16 protein-coding genes are annotated in these 16611 nt (G+C 62.1%); 7 read left to right on the top strand and 9 right to left on the bottom strand.

Annotation, left to right across the window (positions count from 1 at the left end):
• Positions 1 to 54: 54 nt before the first annotated feature.
• Positions 55 to 948 (bottom strand): bifunctional 5,10-methylenetetrahydrofolate dehydrogenase/5,10-methenyltetrahydrofolate cyclohydrolase, encoded by an 894-nt coding sequence (locus AC6H1L_RS03025; RefSeq protein ID WP_497600076.1) that lies wholly within the window; start codon positions 946 to 948, stop codon positions 55 to 57.
• Positions 945 to 1574: a cyclodeaminase/cyclohydrolase family protein gene (locus AC6H1L_RS03020; protein WP_497600075.1), complete on the bottom strand. Its 630-nt coding sequence runs from the start codon at positions 1572 to 1574 to the stop codon at positions 945 to 947. The genes AC6H1L_RS03025 and AC6H1L_RS03020 overlap by 4 nt, the downstream gene beginning before the upstream one ends.
• Before the next feature lie 315 nt (positions 1575 to 1889).
• Here AC6H1L_RS03020 and AC6H1L_RS03015 point away from each other — a divergent pair, with 315 nt between their 5' ends.
• Together AC6H1L_RS03015 and AC6H1L_RS03010 are read left to right on the top strand one after the other, a co-directional pair.
• Positions 1890 to 3083, top strand: coding sequence for a WD40 repeat domain-containing protein (locus AC6H1L_RS03015; protein ID WP_497600074.1), 1194 nt, complete (start codon positions 1890 to 1892; stop codon positions 3081 to 3083).
• Positions 3084 to 3183: 100 nt separating this feature from the next.
• Positions 3184 to 4362, top strand: coding sequence for a WD40 repeat domain-containing protein (locus tag AC6H1L_RS03010; RefSeq protein WP_497600073.1), 1179 nt, complete (start codon positions 3184 to 3186; stop codon positions 4360 to 4362).
• Positions 4363 to 4669: 307 nt separating this feature from the next.
• On the opposite strand, the gene AC6H1L_RS03005 is transcribed toward AC6H1L_RS03010, so the two are convergent.
• From AC6H1L_RS03005 to AC6H1L_RS02995, 3 genes are all read right to left on the bottom strand, one after another.
• Complete coding sequence (locus AC6H1L_RS03005; RefSeq protein ID WP_497600072.1) at positions 4670 to 5512, bottom strand: hypothetical protein; 843 nt, start codon at positions 5510 to 5512, stop codon at positions 4670 to 4672.
• 704 nt (positions 5513 to 6216) lie between these two features.
• Positions 6217 to 6555: an SHOCT domain-containing protein gene (locus tag AC6H1L_RS03000; RefSeq protein WP_497600071.1), complete on the bottom strand. Its 339-nt coding sequence runs from the start codon at positions 6553 to 6555 to the stop codon at positions 6217 to 6219.
• Positions 6556 to 7311: 756 nt separating this feature from the next.
• A complete protein-coding gene (locus AC6H1L_RS02995; protein WP_497600070.1) occupies positions 7312 to 7776 on the bottom strand; it encodes a winged helix-turn-helix transcriptional regulator in 465 nt (154 codons plus the stop codon).
• 197 nt (positions 7777 to 7973) lie between these two features.
• On the opposite strand from AC6H1L_RS02995, the gene AC6H1L_RS02990 reads away from it, so the two are divergent.
• Complete coding sequence (locus AC6H1L_RS02990; protein WP_497600069.1) at positions 7974 to 8486, top strand: DoxX family protein; 513 nt, start codon at positions 7974 to 7976, stop codon at positions 8484 to 8486.
• Positions 8487 to 8602: 116 nt separating this feature from the next.
• On the top strand, positions 8603 to 9349 hold the full coding sequence (locus AC6H1L_RS02985; protein WP_497600068.1) for a DsbA family oxidoreductase: 747 nt from the start codon (positions 8603 to 8605) through the stop codon (positions 9347 to 9349).
• A 38-nt stretch (positions 9350 to 9387) separates the two neighbouring features.
• Here the strand turns inward: AC6H1L_RS02985 and AC6H1L_RS02980 are convergent, their stop codons facing one another.
• Together AC6H1L_RS02980 and AC6H1L_RS02975 are read right to left on the bottom strand one after the other, a co-directional pair.
• Positions 9388 to 9510 (bottom strand): hypothetical protein, encoded by a 123-nt coding sequence (locus tag AC6H1L_RS02980; protein WP_497600067.1) that lies wholly within the window; start codon positions 9508 to 9510, stop codon positions 9388 to 9390.
• 46 nt (positions 9511 to 9556) lie between these two features.
• Entirely contained in the window at positions 9557 to 10195 is a 639-nt protein-coding gene (locus AC6H1L_RS02975; RefSeq protein WP_497600066.1) for a hypothetical protein, read from the bottom strand.
• 424 nt (positions 10196 to 10619) lie between these two features.
• Between AC6H1L_RS02975 and AC6H1L_RS02970 the strand changes: the two genes are divergently transcribed.
• Both AC6H1L_RS02970 and AC6H1L_RS02965 read left to right on the top strand, forming a co-directional pair.
• Positions 10620 to 11144, top strand: a complete 525-nt coding sequence (locus AC6H1L_RS02970; RefSeq protein ID WP_497600065.1) for a molybdopterin-dependent oxidoreductase — start codon at positions 10620 to 10622, stop codon at positions 11142 to 11144.
• Positions 11145 to 11350: 206 nt separating this feature from the next.
• Positions 11351 to 12832: a ribonuclease H-like domain-containing protein gene (locus tag AC6H1L_RS02965; RefSeq protein WP_497600064.1), complete on the top strand. Its 1482-nt coding sequence runs from the start codon at positions 11351 to 11353 to the stop codon at positions 12830 to 12832.
• A 12-nt stretch (positions 12833 to 12844) separates the two neighbouring features.
• Here the strand turns inward: AC6H1L_RS02965 and AC6H1L_RS02960 are convergent, their stop codons facing one another.
• Both AC6H1L_RS02960 and AC6H1L_RS02955 read right to left on the bottom strand, forming a co-directional pair.
• A complete protein-coding gene (locus AC6H1L_RS02960; RefSeq protein WP_497600063.1) occupies positions 12845 to 14146 on the bottom strand; it encodes a cation:proton antiporter domain-containing protein in 1302 nt (433 codons plus the stop codon).
• Between the two features lie 235 nt (positions 14147 to 14381).
• Positions 14382 to 15353, bottom strand: a complete 972-nt coding sequence (locus AC6H1L_RS02955; protein WP_497600062.1) for an NAD(P)-dependent oxidoreductase — start codon at positions 15351 to 15353, stop codon at positions 14382 to 14384.
• Between the two features lie 319 nt (positions 15354 to 15672).
• Here AC6H1L_RS02955 and AC6H1L_RS02950 point away from each other — a divergent pair, with 319 nt between their 5' ends.
• Complete coding sequence (locus tag AC6H1L_RS02950) at positions 15673 to 16371, top strand: FadR/GntR family transcriptional regulator (RefSeq protein WP_497600061.1); 699 nt, start codon at positions 15673 to 15675, stop codon at positions 16369 to 16371.
• The last annotated feature ends 240 nt before the right edge of the window (positions 16372 to 16611 follow it).

Below are 16611 nucleotides of genomic sequence, written 5' to 3'. Positions count from 1 at the left end.
GGTAGCGTCGAACAATGGAAGCAGCGCGTGGGGACAGGACAGAAACAAGGCTAGCTAGAATTGCGAAGCCGAAAGGCCCAGTAGCTCCTGTGAGAGTCCACTCGCCAGCCAGGCGGCGCGGACACACTGCTTGAGCAGCATCACATTGGTCAGAGGGCCGACGCCGCCCGGCGTAGGCGTAATCGCTGCAGCCACCTCGCGGACGGCCTCAAAATCGACGTCACCCACGATCCCCCCCTCCGGGAGGGTATTGATCCCCACGTCAATCACCACCGCCCCCGGGCGCACCATCTCGGCGGTGACCAGACGCGGACGCCCAACGGCAGCGATCAACACATCGGCCTGGCGCGTCAGGGCCGTCAGGTCACGCGTCCGCGAATGACAGACGCTCACCGTAGCGTGGCGTTGAAGAAGCATCAGCGCTAGCGGCTTGCCCACCACATTGCTGCGCCCCAGGATCACTACACGCTTGCCGGCCAGCGGTATGCGGCTGCGGTCGAGGATTTCCATCACGGCGGCGGCGGTCGATGGCAGGAAGCTGGGCAGGCCCAGGAAGAGATTGCCGGCACTGCCCGGGCTGATGCCATCGATGTCCTTGGCCGGCGCCACGGTATCGGCGACCATCTTCTGAGAGAGATGGGCCGGCAAGGGCATCTGAACGATGATGCCGTGCGTATGCTGATCCTCGTTGAGCTGCAGCAGCAAGGCCCGCAACTCATCGGCGCTCGTCAGGGCTGGCAGCTCCTCTACCCGAGCCTGGACGCCAATCTCTCCGGCGATGCGCAAGATAGCCCGGGTATAGACCCCCGAAGCGGCGTCACCGCCCACGCGCACAATGACCAGACCAGGCGCGTATCCCAGCCTCTCACGGAAGTGCTCCACCTCGGTGCGCAGTTCGCCGCGAATTGCGGCGCTGAGGGCGCGCCCGTCAAGAATTGTTGCGCTCACAGTGTCCCTCCTACCAGACGAACTACGTCGGCGTGCCCTGCCTCTACCGCCTTCAGAGCCTCTTCCAGGCGCTTTTGTAGCTGCTCAACTGTCTGCTGATTCTTAAGCGAACGCAGGTTCACGCGCACCATCCACGCTGCCCCCTGGGCGGCACTCGTCACCAGGGCGGCCCCGGCGGCAATATCGCTACGAACGTTCTTGTTGCCGATCTGGGCCAGGCGCATGCAGAAGCGCATAAGCTCCGCCGCTCGCTCTGCCACCTCTAGCGGCACCAGGGCCGCTTCTTGCAGCCGAATCTGAATGACACGACTGCGGGCCTCGTTCTCTTCGGCGCTCCCTTTGGGTAGCCGAAAGCTCATGGCCAGCCGTTCATAGGCGTCGATGTCTTCTTGCATCAACTGTTGAAAGCGCTCGCGTAATTCCTCGGTCTTCTGTAAGATGTCCTCGATCTCGTCCTGTACATCAGCGTAGCCACTCTTGCCAATGGTGAGCCGCGTGACCATGCTGGCAAGGGCCGCACCCATCGCTCCACTCAGCGCCGCAGCGGAGCCGCCCCCGGGTGTTGGTTGTGAGGAAGAGAGGTCATTGAGATACTCTCGTAAGGATTGATCCAGATACATATACATGTCCTTGCAAAGAGCGGTGTGTCTTTTCCTGGCTGTCTTTAGTATCCCAGAGGGACAGGCGTTTTGTAGGACATTATAGCACGGAACCGTCGGAGCTGCCCCTGTTCTGCTCAGGCAAACGGGGGGATCGCCATTCTGTGCCTGCAGTGTGACACAGCTCACACTACAGGTGTGAGCTGAACGCTGGCGGGGCATGCATGGCGGGTGCTACTGTCTCTTCCAGAGGAAGATGGCGGACGGGCCGGCCTGGCCCCGGGCCGCTGAAGTCCTCACAAGTCCCACTTTTGAACCCACGGAGAGGTCAAAGATGGCGTCATGGGTACACTGCTTGCTCCTCAGTTTGTTAGGCATTTGTCCCGGCGGAGCCTCTTGCGGCAGGCGCTGACACTGACGGGCCGGCCGTCGCCTTTGGAAGCCGGCGCCAGTCAGCAGTGGCTCTCGCTGTCGCAGCAGGTCGCTGGAGCTGGTTCCCGGCCTGCTCCTGGAACGCTGCTGGTGCGTCATCAAATGTCTTTCCTCAAGAAGCCAGCTATCCCATATGGGCTGGCCTGGGCCCCTGACAGCAGCCTGTTAGCGGCTCTGGCTATACCTGTGAGTGAGGGTGAGTCGCCGGGGCTACTCTACCTTTGGGAGGCCTCTGGTCGTATCCACTCGGTCTATCAGGCGCTGGGAACCCGGGGCGCGGCCCTGGCCTGGGTACCGCGTGGTCTGCACCTCAGCTTTCTGGAAGGGAGCAAACAGGTGGTGGCTTCCTTGCTGAGGCTATGGAACGTGACCACGGCGCATATCGATGATGAGCTGGTAGCCGGAAGTCCAGCGAAGCTGGCGACTGCTGCCCCGTTTCCGGTCTATGCTCTGGCCTGGGCGCCGGATGGGAGCCGGGTGGCCTTTGCCGACGATTATGCGGTCACCGTTTATGATGGGGCGAGTCATCGGGTGTTGGTCGGCTATCCGCAGGCGGCGCCGGCGGGAGGGCAGCCCTCCTACATTGTAGCCTGGTCACCCGATGGCAAAACCATTGCCTCGGCGGGGCACACGCACGCTGTGCAGTTCTGGGAGGCCGCCACCGGTCGGCCTCTGCACTACTTCCCCGAGCAAACCAAGGCTCTGGCTGCCGTCTGGTCACCGGATGGGCAGGCCCTGGCCTATCTGGCAGGCACGGTCTCGCTCCAATCCTGGAATCAGCCTCAGCCGTTGAGGCTCGTGGTCCGCCAGGCGGACAGCGGGCGGCTCCTGCTGTCGCAGCCGGCGCTCTATCCTGCTGTGGCCCCAGCCAGGCATGAAATCCCTCTGCTGCTACGAGGCCTGGCCTGGTCGCCGTCCAGTCGCTGGCTGACCACGGCTGGTCAGGGGGCGATGGTGCAGGTCTGGGAGATCGCGCGCCGCCGCCTGGCCCTGACCTATCGCGGTCATCGGGCACCTGTCCTGGCCGTTGCCTGGTCCCCTGATGGGGACTGGCTGGCCTCGGCCAGCAGCGATGGAGAAGTGCATGTCTGGAAAGCGCCGTGAAGGCACCTTGAGAGAGGCAAGGGAATCGGAGGCAACAACCAGCCAACCATCAGGGCTCTGGCTTGCGCCTCTAAGCTGATGAGAACGGGAAGGTGATTCCATGAGCGGAAGCAATGATGTGCGCCTTTCGCGACGCAGTGTTCTCGGCGGCCTCACTGTGCTGGGAGCGGGAGCGGGGATCAGCGCCACGCTCATTGGTTGTCAGGAGCTGCCCTCTGGCTTGAGCCAGGGACGAGCAACGGCGACCGTTGCGTCGAGGCCCGCGGCGGTGGCCCCTGGGGTGACGCTGGTGACCTTTCGCGCGCCAGCGGGGCACTCAGTACTCGATGTGGTCTGGTCGCCAGACAGCCAACGGCTGGCCTACTGCACTGATGGGGATATTCCTGATCTGAGGGTCTGCGATCTCGCCGCCCGAAAGACGGTGCTCCTTTACCAGGATGACACAGTCGACCTCATCCACGTATTGAGCTGGTTCTCTTCGGGCACCGGGCAACTGAGCTATCTGGGGGTGCGGGCTGGCCCGCTGCAGGTCCTAGATCCGGCCAGTGGCAACACGCAGGCCCTCTATGACGTTTTCTCTGACACAGGCCCGGGGGCCTTCGCCAATGTCTACGTCTTTGCCTGGTCGCCAGATGGCAAGCGCGTGGCAGTGGCCAGCGAGTACTGCGTGACCATCAGGGAGGGCGTCAGCGGTCGGGTGTTGGTGACCTACCCGACCAATCCCCCGCCCGGAGGGCAGCCCTCTTACATTGTAGCCTGGTCACCCGATGGCAAAACCATTGCCTCGGCGGGTCGCACGCACGCTGTGCAGTTCTGGGAAGCTGCCACGGGGCGCCCCCTGCACTACTTCCCCGAGCTGGCTCACGCCATCGCCGCCGCCTGGTCGCCGGATGGCCGCTATCTGGCCTACATGGTAGGGCAAAGCCTGCTCACCATCACCAATGCCGGCAAGCTGCAGCCGGTGCAGACGATCGTACGCGAGGTGAGCAGCGCCCGAGAAGCCCTCTCGCTCAGCGGGCACTTTCTGGCCGGCGGTGGCCAGGTTGGCCCCGTGATCTATCCGCACAGCCTGGCCTGGTCACCGGATAGTCGCTATCTGGCAACGGCGGGCCAGGGCGCGGAAGTGCAGGTCTGGGAAGTAGCACGCCGCCGCCTCATTCTCAGCTATAGTGGTCATCGCGATACAGTGCTGGCCGTAGCCTGGTCGCCGGATGGCCGCTACATTGCCTCAGCAGGGGTCGATGGCACAGTGCAGGTTTGGGAGGCGCCAGGCCGCTGAGAGAGATGTCAGAGCCAGAAAGACAAAGTTCCCTCTGCGCTCTTCGGACGAATGCCCACCAGGGCCAGCCAGCGTCGATGCATAAGGAGGCTGGCGTCTGCCGCGTGCCCCGGTCTAGAGGCGGCAGATCTCTGGCTGGCCGCTCTTTTTCGGCGCAACGAAGCTGGAAGCCGAAATGTCGTCCAGAGTAGACAGGCGGAGGGAGAGGGTTGCGTGTAGCCAAGACGAAGAAATTGAAGGCCTGAAGCAATCCAAGAGTGAGCGATGCCAGGCCAGGTACGTACCCCGTCAGGGCTGCTCCGCTGCCTTAGCAGAGCTGTTGCATGATCGCGATATACTGGTTCCAATCGGTGAGGGCGTTGATGTTCTCGGTCAGAAGAGCGCAGTTATCCACAATAGCATAGTGCGGCGCCACCCAGGCCTGGCTACTGATCAACTGATCGAGGACCGTTTTCGCATGCGCTCCTGTCTGGAAGACCGCCACGATCATCTCTGTGCCGAGGCCAGGAGCGCCCCCCGAGGTATCGTAAAACTGATAAGAGCCATGCGCTGGATAGAATTCGCAACAGGAGAGCCACCAGTTTGGCGGCAGCGGGCGAATGCAAGCGCCATCGGCTGAGCAGGCAATAGGTAGATAATTGGCAATGAAGGCGTGCAGAAGGGTGTCAGCCGTTGGGCCACTGTACGGCGCAGTAGCTGCCGCCGTGGGAGTAGGGCCGACGACGATAACGGTCGGCGGAGCCGGAGCGGTAGCAGTAGCGACGACGGTGACGGTAGCGGTGATGCTACTGGAGGACGCCGTGGACGATGAGGGCAGTGAGGACGATAAGGTAGGCGTTTGCTGATGGACGCGCCGTGTGAGCGCGGCGGTCGTGGCCGTGCTGGGGACGTTGAGATGCTTGATAAAGGGCGCGAAGCCGCCGGCGCTGGCATATAAGGCGATCAAGATGGCGGAGGTAGTCGAGAGCAGGAAGATGAGCCCGCCGATAATGATCGCGGTACTCAAGCGCACGGTCCTCGGCACATGCGCTGGCGGTGGGGGTGGCGGGAGCAGCGGTTCAGGATAAGGCCCTGCGCTCTCGCTCAGCGAGGGGCCTTCCGGCCCGCTGTAGGGATCAGTCGCGCGCACAGTCTTGGCGGTAGTCTGCACTTGCCTCTTTTGCAGATTTTTCTTCTCTTCTTCGAGAGAAGGAGCGCCTTCAGGCGAAAGCGTAGCAGATTCCTGGGCGGCTATTTCTGCGGCCGCTCGCTGCCTGGCCTCGTTCTCCAGGACTGGAGCTTGCTGGGGTTCGAGCGCTGGCGATGCCGCCTCAGAGGTGGCTGGAGTCGATGATGAGGCTGCCTGAGACTGCGATCCTGAAGTCAGCGAATCGCTCGCTGCCTCGGCTGGAGGCAGTGCCTCTGGCTTCTCATCAGGTTCATCCATAGGTGATCCTCCTCCTCAAAATCTGAAAATCAGACAGCCTGCGAGACATCATGATTTTTTTGAAGCTTGCGGTTGGCAGTGAGCATAGAGCGGATATAAACGGCCTGGCTGACCACCCAGACGTGGTACGGTGGCCGACCTGGATCGCCCACCAAAGAGAACGTTGTATTGCCCGCTTCTCTGCCGATCTTCATCGTGGCTGACCGACAAGGGGGAGAAGGAGGTCGCATCGCTAAAAAAACCCGCGCGAAGCCCTTACCATCCACTTGCCTCGGCAGAGCAGGCCAGCGCTCACCCGATCGCGCAGGTTTCATCTGTAAACAGAAAGGGAGCTACCGCTCAGGGTGCTCCCTTTCTGTTTATTATATTATCTTTTGTGAGATTCAGCCTATATTGCTTTCAGAGCGTGGAATAGATGCGGTGCACGCTCAGTAGCCGCTCAGAATGCGCTGCTTCTCGGCCTCAAACTCGGCCTCTGTCAGAGCGCCCGAGGCGCGCAGCCGCTCCAGCAATTGGAGCTGAGCCAGACGCGCATCCGCTGTGGCACCGGGATTCTGAGCTGGCGCCTGATAGGGCGGATAGCCATAGCCCTGCTGATAATAGGGCGGATAGCCCTGGTATGGCTGGTTGCGTCCCTGCCAGCGGCCCAGCATATAGCCGAGACCGCCCGCGAGCAAATCCCCAAGCAAACCGCCCCCCAGGCCAAAGCCGAAGGGGAAGAAGACGGGGCCGCCCCAGCCCCAACCATGATGGTGATGATGATGCATACGGGTCACACTCCTCGTTGTCTAAGCTTCTCCTGCCTTTTATTTGGCGATGCTTATTCTGCTTCTACTCCTGGCCCTCGACCGATCTCACGAGGCACCGGAGCCGCGTTGACCAGCTTAAAGACGCTGGCGCGCTCGCTCGCCAAGCGTGGCTAGAGGCCGGCAGGTGGAGCTAGAGGCAGACAGGCAATCAAGATTTGCGCCCTACCTCGGGCCTCTGCTCGCCCGTGCGCTTGGCGCTCCTCTCCTGCCCTCTCCGCTATCCGGCTCACGTACCTGATCCACCTGCCGACCTTTTTCTCTCCTCCGCTTAAGAGATACGCACGAGGAGCCTACAGGTTAAATCGAGGTCGGGGGAGCGGAAGCGTTCCGCGTAGCGCTCTCCGTCGCGCCCTGCTCGTCCTGATCAGCTCCTCAGCCTCCCTCTCTCTTGGCCTTCCACTCTGTGCAACACCGCCGCCGCGCGATCTATTTCCGCGGCGCAAGCACCGCCACCAGCGAGCAAGGGCGCCGGGCCTCTCCTATCTAGCTAGTGGGCAAGCCTGGACCTCTTGTCTCGCCCATCCAGTCTGCCGCTGCGCTGTCACGTCGATAGCCAGCCGTAGAAAAGGGTCCACTGCTAAGGGTGATGAGCAAGAGGGTGGCCACCTGGCAAGGCCGACACGGACAGGGTTGCAGAAGATGGGCTGAAGCACAGAAAAGAGCAGCGCGGCCCAGGCGAAGGAGGCAAGGAAGTGCGGTCAGCCTGGGAGACGTTCAATACTCCGACTCCTGCGTCTCGGAGGACTGAATAAGGCTCTCTGCTGCGGCGGCGGAGCCAGGGGCGGCCTCTGGAGAGAGGGGCTGAGCATGGCACAGGCCAGGCGACTGCGGATTGGCCAGATGCTTACGCGCGAATTCTTCGATGGCGGCAATGACCTGGCCGAACTCCCGTCCGCTGGCGGTCAGCTGATACTCAACGCGGGGCGGAATCTCCAGGAAAGCGTGACGTTCGACAAAGCCCAGCTCCTCTAGCCAGCGTAGGCGCTGAGTCAGCGTGCGCGAACTGATCGGGCCAAGCTGCTCTAGCAGCTCGCTGAAGCGCTGCGGGCCGCGCTGCAGGCTAATCATAATCAGCAATGTAGTGGCATCGCCGACCAGACGAACGGCGCGTCCCATCGGCGTCGTTGCGTTGCAGGCTTCCGGCTTCGCCGCCGGCTCTTCTCGCTCAGCTCTCTTCATAGCACCAGTATACCATACTATAAATATGGAAGCAACATCCTTGACGTTAGCAGCTTTCTATGATACCCTTACTTTTGTAAGGAAAGGAAAAGCCGAAGCAGAGGCGCTGGAGAGCGGGAGGCCGCTAAGGCCCTCCTTGTTTTTCTGGCGCATCACGATAGAGAAGAGAAGAAGAAAGGAGAGCAACGCAGGTGTCAGTGACCCTGAGCCTTGGACTGCTCATCCTGCGCCTGGGAGCCGGCTTAACGCTGGCCGGGCACGGGTTACAGAAGCTCTTTGGTTGGTTTGGCGGCGCGGGACTGGCGCGCACGCGGGAGAACTTTGCGCGTCAGGGACTGCAGCCGGCCTGGCTCTGGGTGACGCTCGCCATTCTAGGGGAGGTAGGTGGTGGCCTGGCAGTAGCCCTTGGTTTTCTGACCGCTGTCGGAGCGGCTGGCATGGCGGGCGCGATGGCAATGGCGACCTTCAAAAGCCACTGGCGCAATGGCTTCTGGATGCAGCGCGGTGGCTATGAATATAGCTTACTCCTGCTCCTGGTCAGCATCGTCATCGGTCTCACGGGGCCGGGCGACTATGCGCTTGATGCCCTGCTGGGCATTGGCCAGCGGGAGACAGCGCTCTTTATCGGGCTGGCGCTAGCAGCCTTCATTGTTGTGGCGATCGGTATTGTGATCAGCCGCAGGCCACAGGCCGTCTCGCAGGACGCCTGAAAGGCCTGTCTGGCCGAGACCTCCACTCAGCCCTCAGTGGTCGCCTGTCGGCTCAGCCGCTGAGGGCTGTCGGTCGGTCAGTCAGTCAGCCGTTGAGAAGCGAGGCAAAGGCCAAGATGGAGATTGAGATCTGGTCGGACGTTGTTTGTCCCTGGTGTTATATCGGCAAGCGGCGCCTGGAGAAAGCCCTGGCGGACTTTGCCGGGCGCGATCGCGTCAAGCTGATCTGGCGTAGTTTCCAGCTTGATCCGGCTGCTCCGCGCGAGGCGCGTGAAAGCGTCAGCGCTATGCTGGCGCGCAAATACGGTGTCTCGCTGGCCGAGGCTGAGGCCATGAATGCGCGCGTCAGTGCTCTGGCTGCTCAGGAGGGCCTGACCTTCCGTCTGGAACAGGCGCGCTATGGCAATACGTTTGATGCTCATCGCTTGCTTCATCTGGCTGCTGCGCATGGGCGTGCGCAGGAGCTGGCTGAGCGTCTCTTTAGGGCTTACTTTAGCGAGGGGGCGGCCTTAAGTGAGCTGGAGACACTCCAGCGTCTGGCTGGCGAGGTGGGTTTACCGGCGCACGAGGTGGAGCTTGTGCTGCACGGCTCGGCTTACGCTGAAGCGGTGCGGGCCGATGAGCGGCGCGCTCAGGAGCTGGGCATTCAGGGGGTGCCCTTCTTCCTCTTGGCAGGCCGCTATGCGGTCGCGGGCGCTCAGCCGGTGGCGCTCCTGCGCGAGGTACTAGAGCGAGTGTGGCGCGAGAGCACTCGCGAGGAGCCACAGCTGATGGCCGCCCCTGGAATGGGGGCCGCGGAGGGCCAGGATCAGGCTTGCAGCGATGGAAGCTGCGCACTGCCGGGCAGTGAGCACGCTGGCTGAGATCCGGGCCAGTGTGGCCCACCTCTGCCCGCCAGGGCCTAGCGCAGGATCAGGTAGCACAGATAGCAGCTCAGCGAGATCAGCACAAGTAAGAGCAGCATCACCACGATCAGTAGCGCGAGCATGAGGCGCTGCTGTTTGCCCCCCGTGGGGTCAGGCAAGGCGCCTGAAAGACGCCCGAGATGACGGCTGATCCCCCTGACGATCTCAGTCCCCGCTGCTGCTCTGTTGGCGGCGAAAGGATTCCTCAGGTGGCCACTCGATGATCTCCTTCCCCTTGTCAAAGACCTCCTCATACCAGTTAGCGTCTGCATGCAACTGTGTGAGCAGCTCGTCGCTGATCTTAGAGGTAGGGACCAGACCCCGCACTTCGAGCGCGGCCAAAACGGCCAGGTCGCGCCTCTCAGAGTCTGAGAGAGATCCATGATGCTGGCGATCCTCTCGCGCTTTGGCGGCCAGTCGTTGATCGGCCTCAGTTGCCAGTATGCGGTACTTGAGATCCTCCTCTTTGAGCGCCTCCTCCAGTGCTTTAGATGAGTAGTTTAGGCCGGACTCAACAGCCTCATCAATATCTTTATGACTAGAAATGGGTGTTCCGATCTCCTGGAGTTGTTTTTTAATAAATGGCCGCAATAGTTTTCTGAGCCTTTCTCTATGAATATTGATGAGGTTGCCTGAGCCGCCTATCTCTTTAAGCTCATCAATAAGATCGGAGAGTTTGAAGTCGAGCCGCCTTTTCAGCTCTGGGTGAATGTCTTGGCTCCCCTTGGCTAGAAGCGAATGCAGTCCCGGGGGCGGGGGAAGCGTAAGCTCATCAGAGTCATGGTAACGATCGCTGCCGAGCATGATGACGATGATCCTTTCTGTTAATGACCAGACGTGTACCTCCGTCAGGAGCTGCTGTTCCAGGATTGCAGCTAAGGAGGAAAGCTGCGTCTCCCTCCTGGCTGGTATTGGGGGGCGCCAGTAGCGACGTTGCCATCGGCGCAGCCAGGCCCGCGGGCCGTGCCGTCCGTAGCGATGCTCCATCATTATTTACCGAAAACTCGCCACTGCCTCTGCCTTGAAAATGTAGCAAATATTCTTCTGTCATAGAGTATATAATTTTGGATGTTTCTATGTCAAGTAATTACAGAAAGTATCAATATATTGCCACTTTAAAACAAAGCCTGGCGGCTATCCAGAGATAGCCGGAGTAGCTGGACAGATTGGGCACAGCCGTGCTATAACTCCCGGGGCAAGGAGCTTTTACTTACTTGAGAGGAAGACAATGGAACAAAGCAAAGAGCCGCAGCGGCTATCAGCGCTGCCTACCTATCCGCAGGAGTCTGCAGCCCCGGGAGTCGGAGGGCACCTGCGCATCTATGGCTGCGTGGCGCAGGCGCTGGAACTGGAAGCGGCAGATCTGGCGCATCTGCCCCGCCGGAGCTGGCAGGCGCCTTTCTCATGTGAAGAGGGCTGGACCGTACCGGCACTAGACTGGGAGGGCTGGCCCTTGAGCGCCCTGCTCGCTCTAGCGCAACCGCTGCCAGAGGCCCGCGCCGTGGCCGTCTGCTCTGGCAGCTACACGGTCTGGCTGACACTCGAAGAGAGCACGCAAGCCCTGCTCTGCGACCGTCTCAATGGCGCCCCCCTCACACGCGAGCACGGCGCGCCGTGGCGACTGCTCGTCCCCGGTGGCAAATGCTATACAAGCGTCAAGTGGGTCGATACCTTGCTCGTCGCTGAGGCGCCCGGCCTCTCTACCGCTGAAGAGATTGCCCGTCAGCGCCTGCGAGACCGCCCGACTGGCTAGACTGGCTGCCTGCCAGCCGCTCTTAGCACCTGGCTCCTGGTGGCTGCGGCTTTCCGCCCGGCTCTTCATGCTCCTGAGCTGCTGGGGGGAGCTCTGAGATCGTGGCCAAGAGTCGGCGGCGAAAGAAGCTCGCGGTCAAGATGATGGCGAAGATGGCGAGCGGCCCAAGGCCGAAACAACCAAAAAACAGCGCGGAGCTGTGAGCTATGCGCATCTTCTTTTTCTCGGACTGGCGCATCCAGCGGCTAGAACTTGTCGAAGAGCTACTATGCTCAGTGGCTCCTGTTGACGTCATCGTTTACGGCGGCGACGATGTTCGGCGCTTTCTGATCGCCGCCAACCGCAACTATTTTGCTCACCTTGCCGGCTATGCCCGCTATGGTCTGCTGGGCGTTATCGGCAACGACTGCTGGCCGGAGGACCGTCTCATTCTCCAGGCACCCGGTGTACATAACCTGCATGCGGAGCCGCGCCTGATTGAAGACGTGGGATTCATAGGAATTGAAGGAGCCATTTGCGACGGAGCGCGCAACAACATTGGCCGAATTCTACACCCAGAGAGCGAAGTCCGTGACCACCTGGACCAGGCTCGCCGACGCTTGGGCCGGGCGGCGCGGCGCCTGGTCGTCGTCTCCCACACGCCACCGGCGGGCTGTCGTCTCGACATCGGCATTCGCTTCGGCTTCAGCCGTCTCGGCTCGGAAGCCCTCAAAGACTTCATCCTTACCCAGCAACCGGCCCTTGTCCTCTGCGGTCACTGCCACTCGCGCGGCGGCAAGACGGCCCTACTGGGCAACACGCTGATTGTCAATGGAGCCTCGGACGACAGCAATCCTGAACTCGCGCGCGTTGCCCTAATCGAGCTAGATGAGGCTGAGGCCCTCCCAAAGGTGACCTGGCTGGAACCGCCCGCCCGCCTGCGCGGACCACAGATCGGGCCGAAGCGGGCCGAGAAGCTGGCCGCCTACGGCATCACGCGCCTGGACGAGCTACGCGCAGCTCCGCCCGAGGTGCTCAAGGCCATCCAGTTTGGCCCGCGGCGTCGCCTCCTCCTGGAGAGCTACCTACGCGCCTGTCAAGAGAATCGGCCTGTCTGGTTAGAGGAGCCGCGGCTTCCCTCATCCCTGCTCTTCTACGATGTCGAGACAGGGCTAGCCTCCGCTGATCCCCTCCAAGGAGGAGGCGCGCCCGAGCCGTGGCTCATCGGCGCCTTCGACGGGCAAGAGCTGCGTCAATGGGCTGTGCCCGAGGAAGACAAAAGCCGTCGCCGCGCCATGTACGAAGAGTTTCTCGCCTATATCGCCGCCCATCCAGGCGCGACGCTCTGCTCCTGGAGCGGCCACCGCTTCGACGAACGCTCCATTGAAGAGGGGATCGTCCGCTGGGCGCCTTCGCTTCTGGGACGCTGGTGGTCCCTGCCAAAGCTTGACCTGCTGCGACTGCTCAAAAAGGTCCTGGTACTGCCACTGATGAGCTGGTCGCTCAAAGAGGTCGCTAGCTGGTGCGGCTTCCAGTTTAGTGGCGACCTCGATGGCTTTGAGGTCGGTCTCCTCTATGAGGAATACCGCTACTATGGTGAGCCTTTGCCCGTTGAACTCATCATGCGCTACAATGCCGAAGACGTCCTGGCTCTGTCCCACGTGACGCACTTCCTGCGCAGCACGCTGCCGCCGGCCTCCGCCTCATAAGGGGTCCTGACCTTACCCACGCTGCGAGCCATGCTCAGGGGCGTCGCGCCATCCTTCCGGCGCGCTCCCCTGGCCTACAGCGAGCGTTGTCCCTGCCGCTCTGTTCTCTCGCCTGGCCAGCCCGGTCAGAGGCAGCAGCCAGCAGGCCATGATCGTCGTCGTCAGCGCCATCAACACCCCCATCGTAAAGAGCTGCGGCGAGAGCAGACCGGCCTCCAGGCCGACATTGAGAATAATCAATTCGACAAGGCCGCGCGCGTTGAGCAGGACGCCCAGGCCTAGCGCCTCGCGCCAGGAAGAAGCCAGCCGCGTCCAGCGGGCGGCGAGCGAGCCACCCAGCAGCTTGCCGGCGCAGGCAACCAGCAGCAACAACCCCGTCAGCAGCCAGAGCCTGCCCTCAGTGAGCAGATCAAGACGCGTGTGCAGGCCACTGACGACAAAATAGAGCGGGAGCAAGAGCCAACTATTGATCTCCTGCATCGCCAGCGGTGCGCTGAGAAAGACCGGCCTGCGTGGCAGGCAGAGGCCCATCATAAAGGCTCCAAACAGCGGATGGACCCCGATAGCACCGGTGAAGTAGGCCCCGAGCAAGAGCAGCAGCAAACTAAGAGGAGTCACGAACGGCGAGGCCCCGCAGCGCTGCTCCAGCCAGGCCAGCGCTGGACGTAGCCCGAAGAGCGCCCCGAGCGTAAAAAGCAGTGCCAGACCAACGGTCAGGGCGACTGTCAACAAGGAGCCGGCGGCGCGCGTGAGAGCCAGGGTGAGAGCCAACAGGCACCAGGCCAGCACGTCATCGACAGCGGCGCAGAGCAGGGCCGCCATGCCCAGAGGCGTGCGCTGCAGCCCGCGCTCACTCAACAGGCGCGCCAGCACCGGAAAAGCCGTAATGGCCAGGGCAGTGCCGAGCAGAAGGGCAAAGGTAAGGAGCTGGGCCTGTAGCCCTGCCAGCGTCGGCCAAAAAAGCAAGGCTAAAACAGCCCCGCTACCAAAGGGGAGCAGCATGCTCGCCAGCGACACCAGGAGCACGCGCCCGCTCTGGCGCCAGGCCAACTCGACATCAAGCTGCGCCCCGAGGGCAAACAAATAGAAGATCAGGCCCAGATCCCCCAGCGCCTGCAGCACAGGCAGACTGCTGGATGGAAACAGCCAGTGCTCTAACGCCGGTGCCAGGCGCCCCAACAGACTCGGCCCCAGCAGTAGCCCGGCCACGATCTCGCCAATCACACGCTGCAGGCCCAGCCGCTGCCCGGCCAGGCCGCATAGTTGGACAGCGGCCACCATCACCGCCAATTGCAGCAGAATCGTCTGCGTCACGTGCAAACCTCCTTGCTTCCTTGCTCAGCAGTGGCTACCAGCCAAGCCAGACCGCTCACGGCGCCTTACCCGAGTGTCCAGGCAGAACGCAGAGCCTTGAAAGGCGAACAGCCCGGCCAGGCCAGCCGCCGCTATCAGGGATCAGACTAGTCGTCGCTGGCAGGGTACTGCGAGCGCGACCGTGGCCGGCCAACAGGCAGCTCTGGCCTGGCCCGGCGGCCTCGACCAGGCGGCGCTAAACCTCCTTGCCCTGGCTGTCCTCGCTCCCCGTCTCGGCCCCGCTACTGGAGGCGGGCGCCGACGACCGATCCTGCTTCGCCTGGGGCGAGCCGGTCGCCCCGGCCATCTTGGCCAGCACATCGAAGATCACAGCGAAATCCTCCTGTCCCAGACCCAAGGCGCGCGCCGCCGTTAGCAGCTCGTTGACCAGGGCCACCGACGGCAGCGGCACATCGACCGTACGGCCTAACTCCTGCGCAAGGAGCAGATCCTTTTGCATCATATTGACAGAGAAAAGAGCCTCCGCCGGGCGCTCCAGCACAAAGGGACCACGGTACTGCATAGCAGGAGAGGCCACGACGCTATCCATCCAGACGCGAAAGGCCGTCTCGCGCGGAATGCCCCCCTTCTCGGCCAGCAAGAGGCCCTCGCTGAAGGCCAGAAACTGGACCGGAAGACTGAGATTGATGGCAATCTTCATCAGCACCGCCTGCCCGTTGGAACCCACATAGTTGACCTTGGGGCCGATGTCAAGCAGCACGGGTCGCACCTGCTCAAAAATGGCCTGCTCGCCGCCGACCATAATCGCCAGGCGCCCTTGCTCCACGGTCACCGTGCTCCCCGAAACCGGGGCATCAAGCATATGCGCACCGCGCTCCGCCACGCGGGCCGCCAGCGCCCGACTGACCGTCGGGCTGACGGTGCTCATGTCGATATAGATTTTGCCAGGACCCAGGCCGGCCAGCAGACCCTGTGGCCCCTCAGTGATAGCCTGCAACGCCGCCGTATCAGCTACCATGCTGAAAATAATGTCTGCCGCCTGCGCTACTGCGGCTGGACTCTCGCCCCAGCGCATGCCGGCCTCCTCTAGCCAACGCGCCTTCTCACGAGTGCGATTGTAGCCCGTGAGCGCATGCCCGGCCTGCAGCAGGCGATAAGCGATGCGTCCTCCCATTGCACCCAGACCGATAAAACCCAGATTGGCCATTGCTGCTTATACCCTCCTCTGCAAGAGAATTGCTGGAACGTACCCCGTACCCCTCTCTCTACTCTCCCCTCTACTAGATCTAGTTCTACTCTATCGAGCCTGTCCAGCGCTACGGCTGCCAGTCGCTGCCCCGCTTCACTCATCGGCGCTGGTCCCTGGCTCCCAAGGAACCCCGCTTTTAGTTGACGAGCAAGCGACGAAGAGGTGAGCCGAAGGGTTGTCAAAGACAGACGGTCTGATTATACTATAATCATTGGTATGATAAACATACCATCTGGTCTCTGACCGAAGAACGATCCTGGCTGCAGCGGAGAAAGGATTGTATACACCCATCCAATCAAGCAAGCTGTTCGAACAGATTGCGGAACAGATTGAAGAGCGAATTCTGCGAGGCGAGCTGCGCAGCGGCGATCGCCTACCGAGCGAGCGCGAACTCAGCGAGCAATTTGGGGCGAGTCGTACGGCGGTACGAGAAGCCATGAAGACCCTGGCTCAGCGAGGGCTTGTCGACATGCGACCTGGACGCGGTACCATCGTGATCAATGCCACCTCGCGCGCCATGCAGCAGACCCTTGAGCTAATGGTACGCGTGGGGCGCGAAGACGGCTACGCCAACCTGGTCGAGCTGCGGGAGCTACTTGAGCCGGGCATCGCCGCCCTGGCGGCGGTACGGGCCAACGAGGAGCACCTTGCACGCCTGCGGACAGTAGTCGAGCAGATGGACGCCAGCCTCCACGATGTCGACGCCTACATTGCCGCCGACAACGACTTTCATCGCACGCTCGCCACGGCATCGGGCAATCGACTGATCCTGACCTTTGTCGACTCGATCGTCGATCTGCTCAGCGAGCAGCGTAAGCATATCTCGCGCATCAGCGGAGCGATGGAGCGTGCCCAGTACCATCACAAGCGCATTCTGGAGGCCGTAAGCCGTCGCGACGCCGAAGCCGCCCGCGCTGCCATGCAGGAGCACCTGCGCCAGGTCCGTCAGGATCTGGAGACGGCCAATCGCGGATAAGCGAGCCGGACGAACTGCGGGCAGGCCCGGCTAGGCCGTAGCCCTCGGCTGGCCGGGTCCCTGCGCCTCGCGATATGATATATACTCATCCTATTGTCCTCTCATCAGACTAGAACAGCTAGCCAGGCCGCCCTGGTAAGGGCCTGGCCCCGAAGCGCGGCCGACCGATTGAAGGGGCGGTCGAGGTCGAGAAGGACGCCGGCAAGGGGACTGCATCGCGCTGGAGCAGGAGAAGGACAA

The sequence above is a fragment of the Thermogemmatispora argillosa genome (assembly GCF_059696725.1).
This window is presented reverse-complemented; position numbering and strand designations above follow the sequence as displayed.

What these genes read in the sequence shown, in the direction of transcription:
- AC6H1L_RS03020 (WP_497600075.1), bottom strand. Translation starts at nt 1,574, where the DNA reads ATGTATATGTATCTGGATCAATCCTTACGAGAGTATCTCAATGACCTC.
- AC6H1L_RS03015 (WP_497600074.1), top strand. Translation starts at nt 1,890, where the DNA reads ATGGGTACACTGCTTGCTCCTCAGTTTGTTAGGCATTTGTCCCGGCGG.
- AC6H1L_RS03010 (WP_497600073.1), top strand. Translation starts at nt 3,184, where the DNA reads ATGAGCGGAAGCAATGATGTGCGCCTTTCGCGACGCAGTGTTCTCGGC.
- AC6H1L_RS03000 (WP_497600071.1), bottom strand. Translation starts at nt 6,555, where the DNA reads ATGCATCATCATCACCATCATGGTTGGGGCTGGGGCGGCCCCGTCTTC.
- AC6H1L_RS02995 (WP_497600070.1), bottom strand. Translation starts at nt 7,776, where the DNA reads ATGAAGAGAGCTGAGCGAGAAGAGCCGGCGGCGAAGCCGGAAGCCTGC.
- AC6H1L_RS02985 (WP_497600068.1), top strand. Translation starts at nt 8,603, where the DNA reads ATGGAGATTGAGATCTGGTCGGACGTTGTTTGTCCCTGGTGTTATATC.
- AC6H1L_RS02975 (WP_497600066.1), bottom strand. Translation starts at nt 10,195, where the DNA reads ATGCTCGGCAGCGATCGTTACCATGACTCTGATGAGCTTACGCTTCCC.
- AC6H1L_RS02970 (WP_497600065.1), top strand. Translation starts at nt 10,620, where the DNA reads ATGGAACAAAGCAAAGAGCCGCAGCGGCTATCAGCGCTGCCTACCTAT.
- AC6H1L_RS02965 (WP_497600064.1), top strand. Translation starts at nt 11,351, where the DNA reads ATGCGCATCTTCTTTTTCTCGGACTGGCGCATCCAGCGGCTAGAACTT.
- AC6H1L_RS02955 (WP_497600062.1), bottom strand. Translation starts at nt 15,353, where the DNA reads ATGGCCAATCTGGGTTTTATCGGTCTGGGTGCAATGGGAGGACGCATC.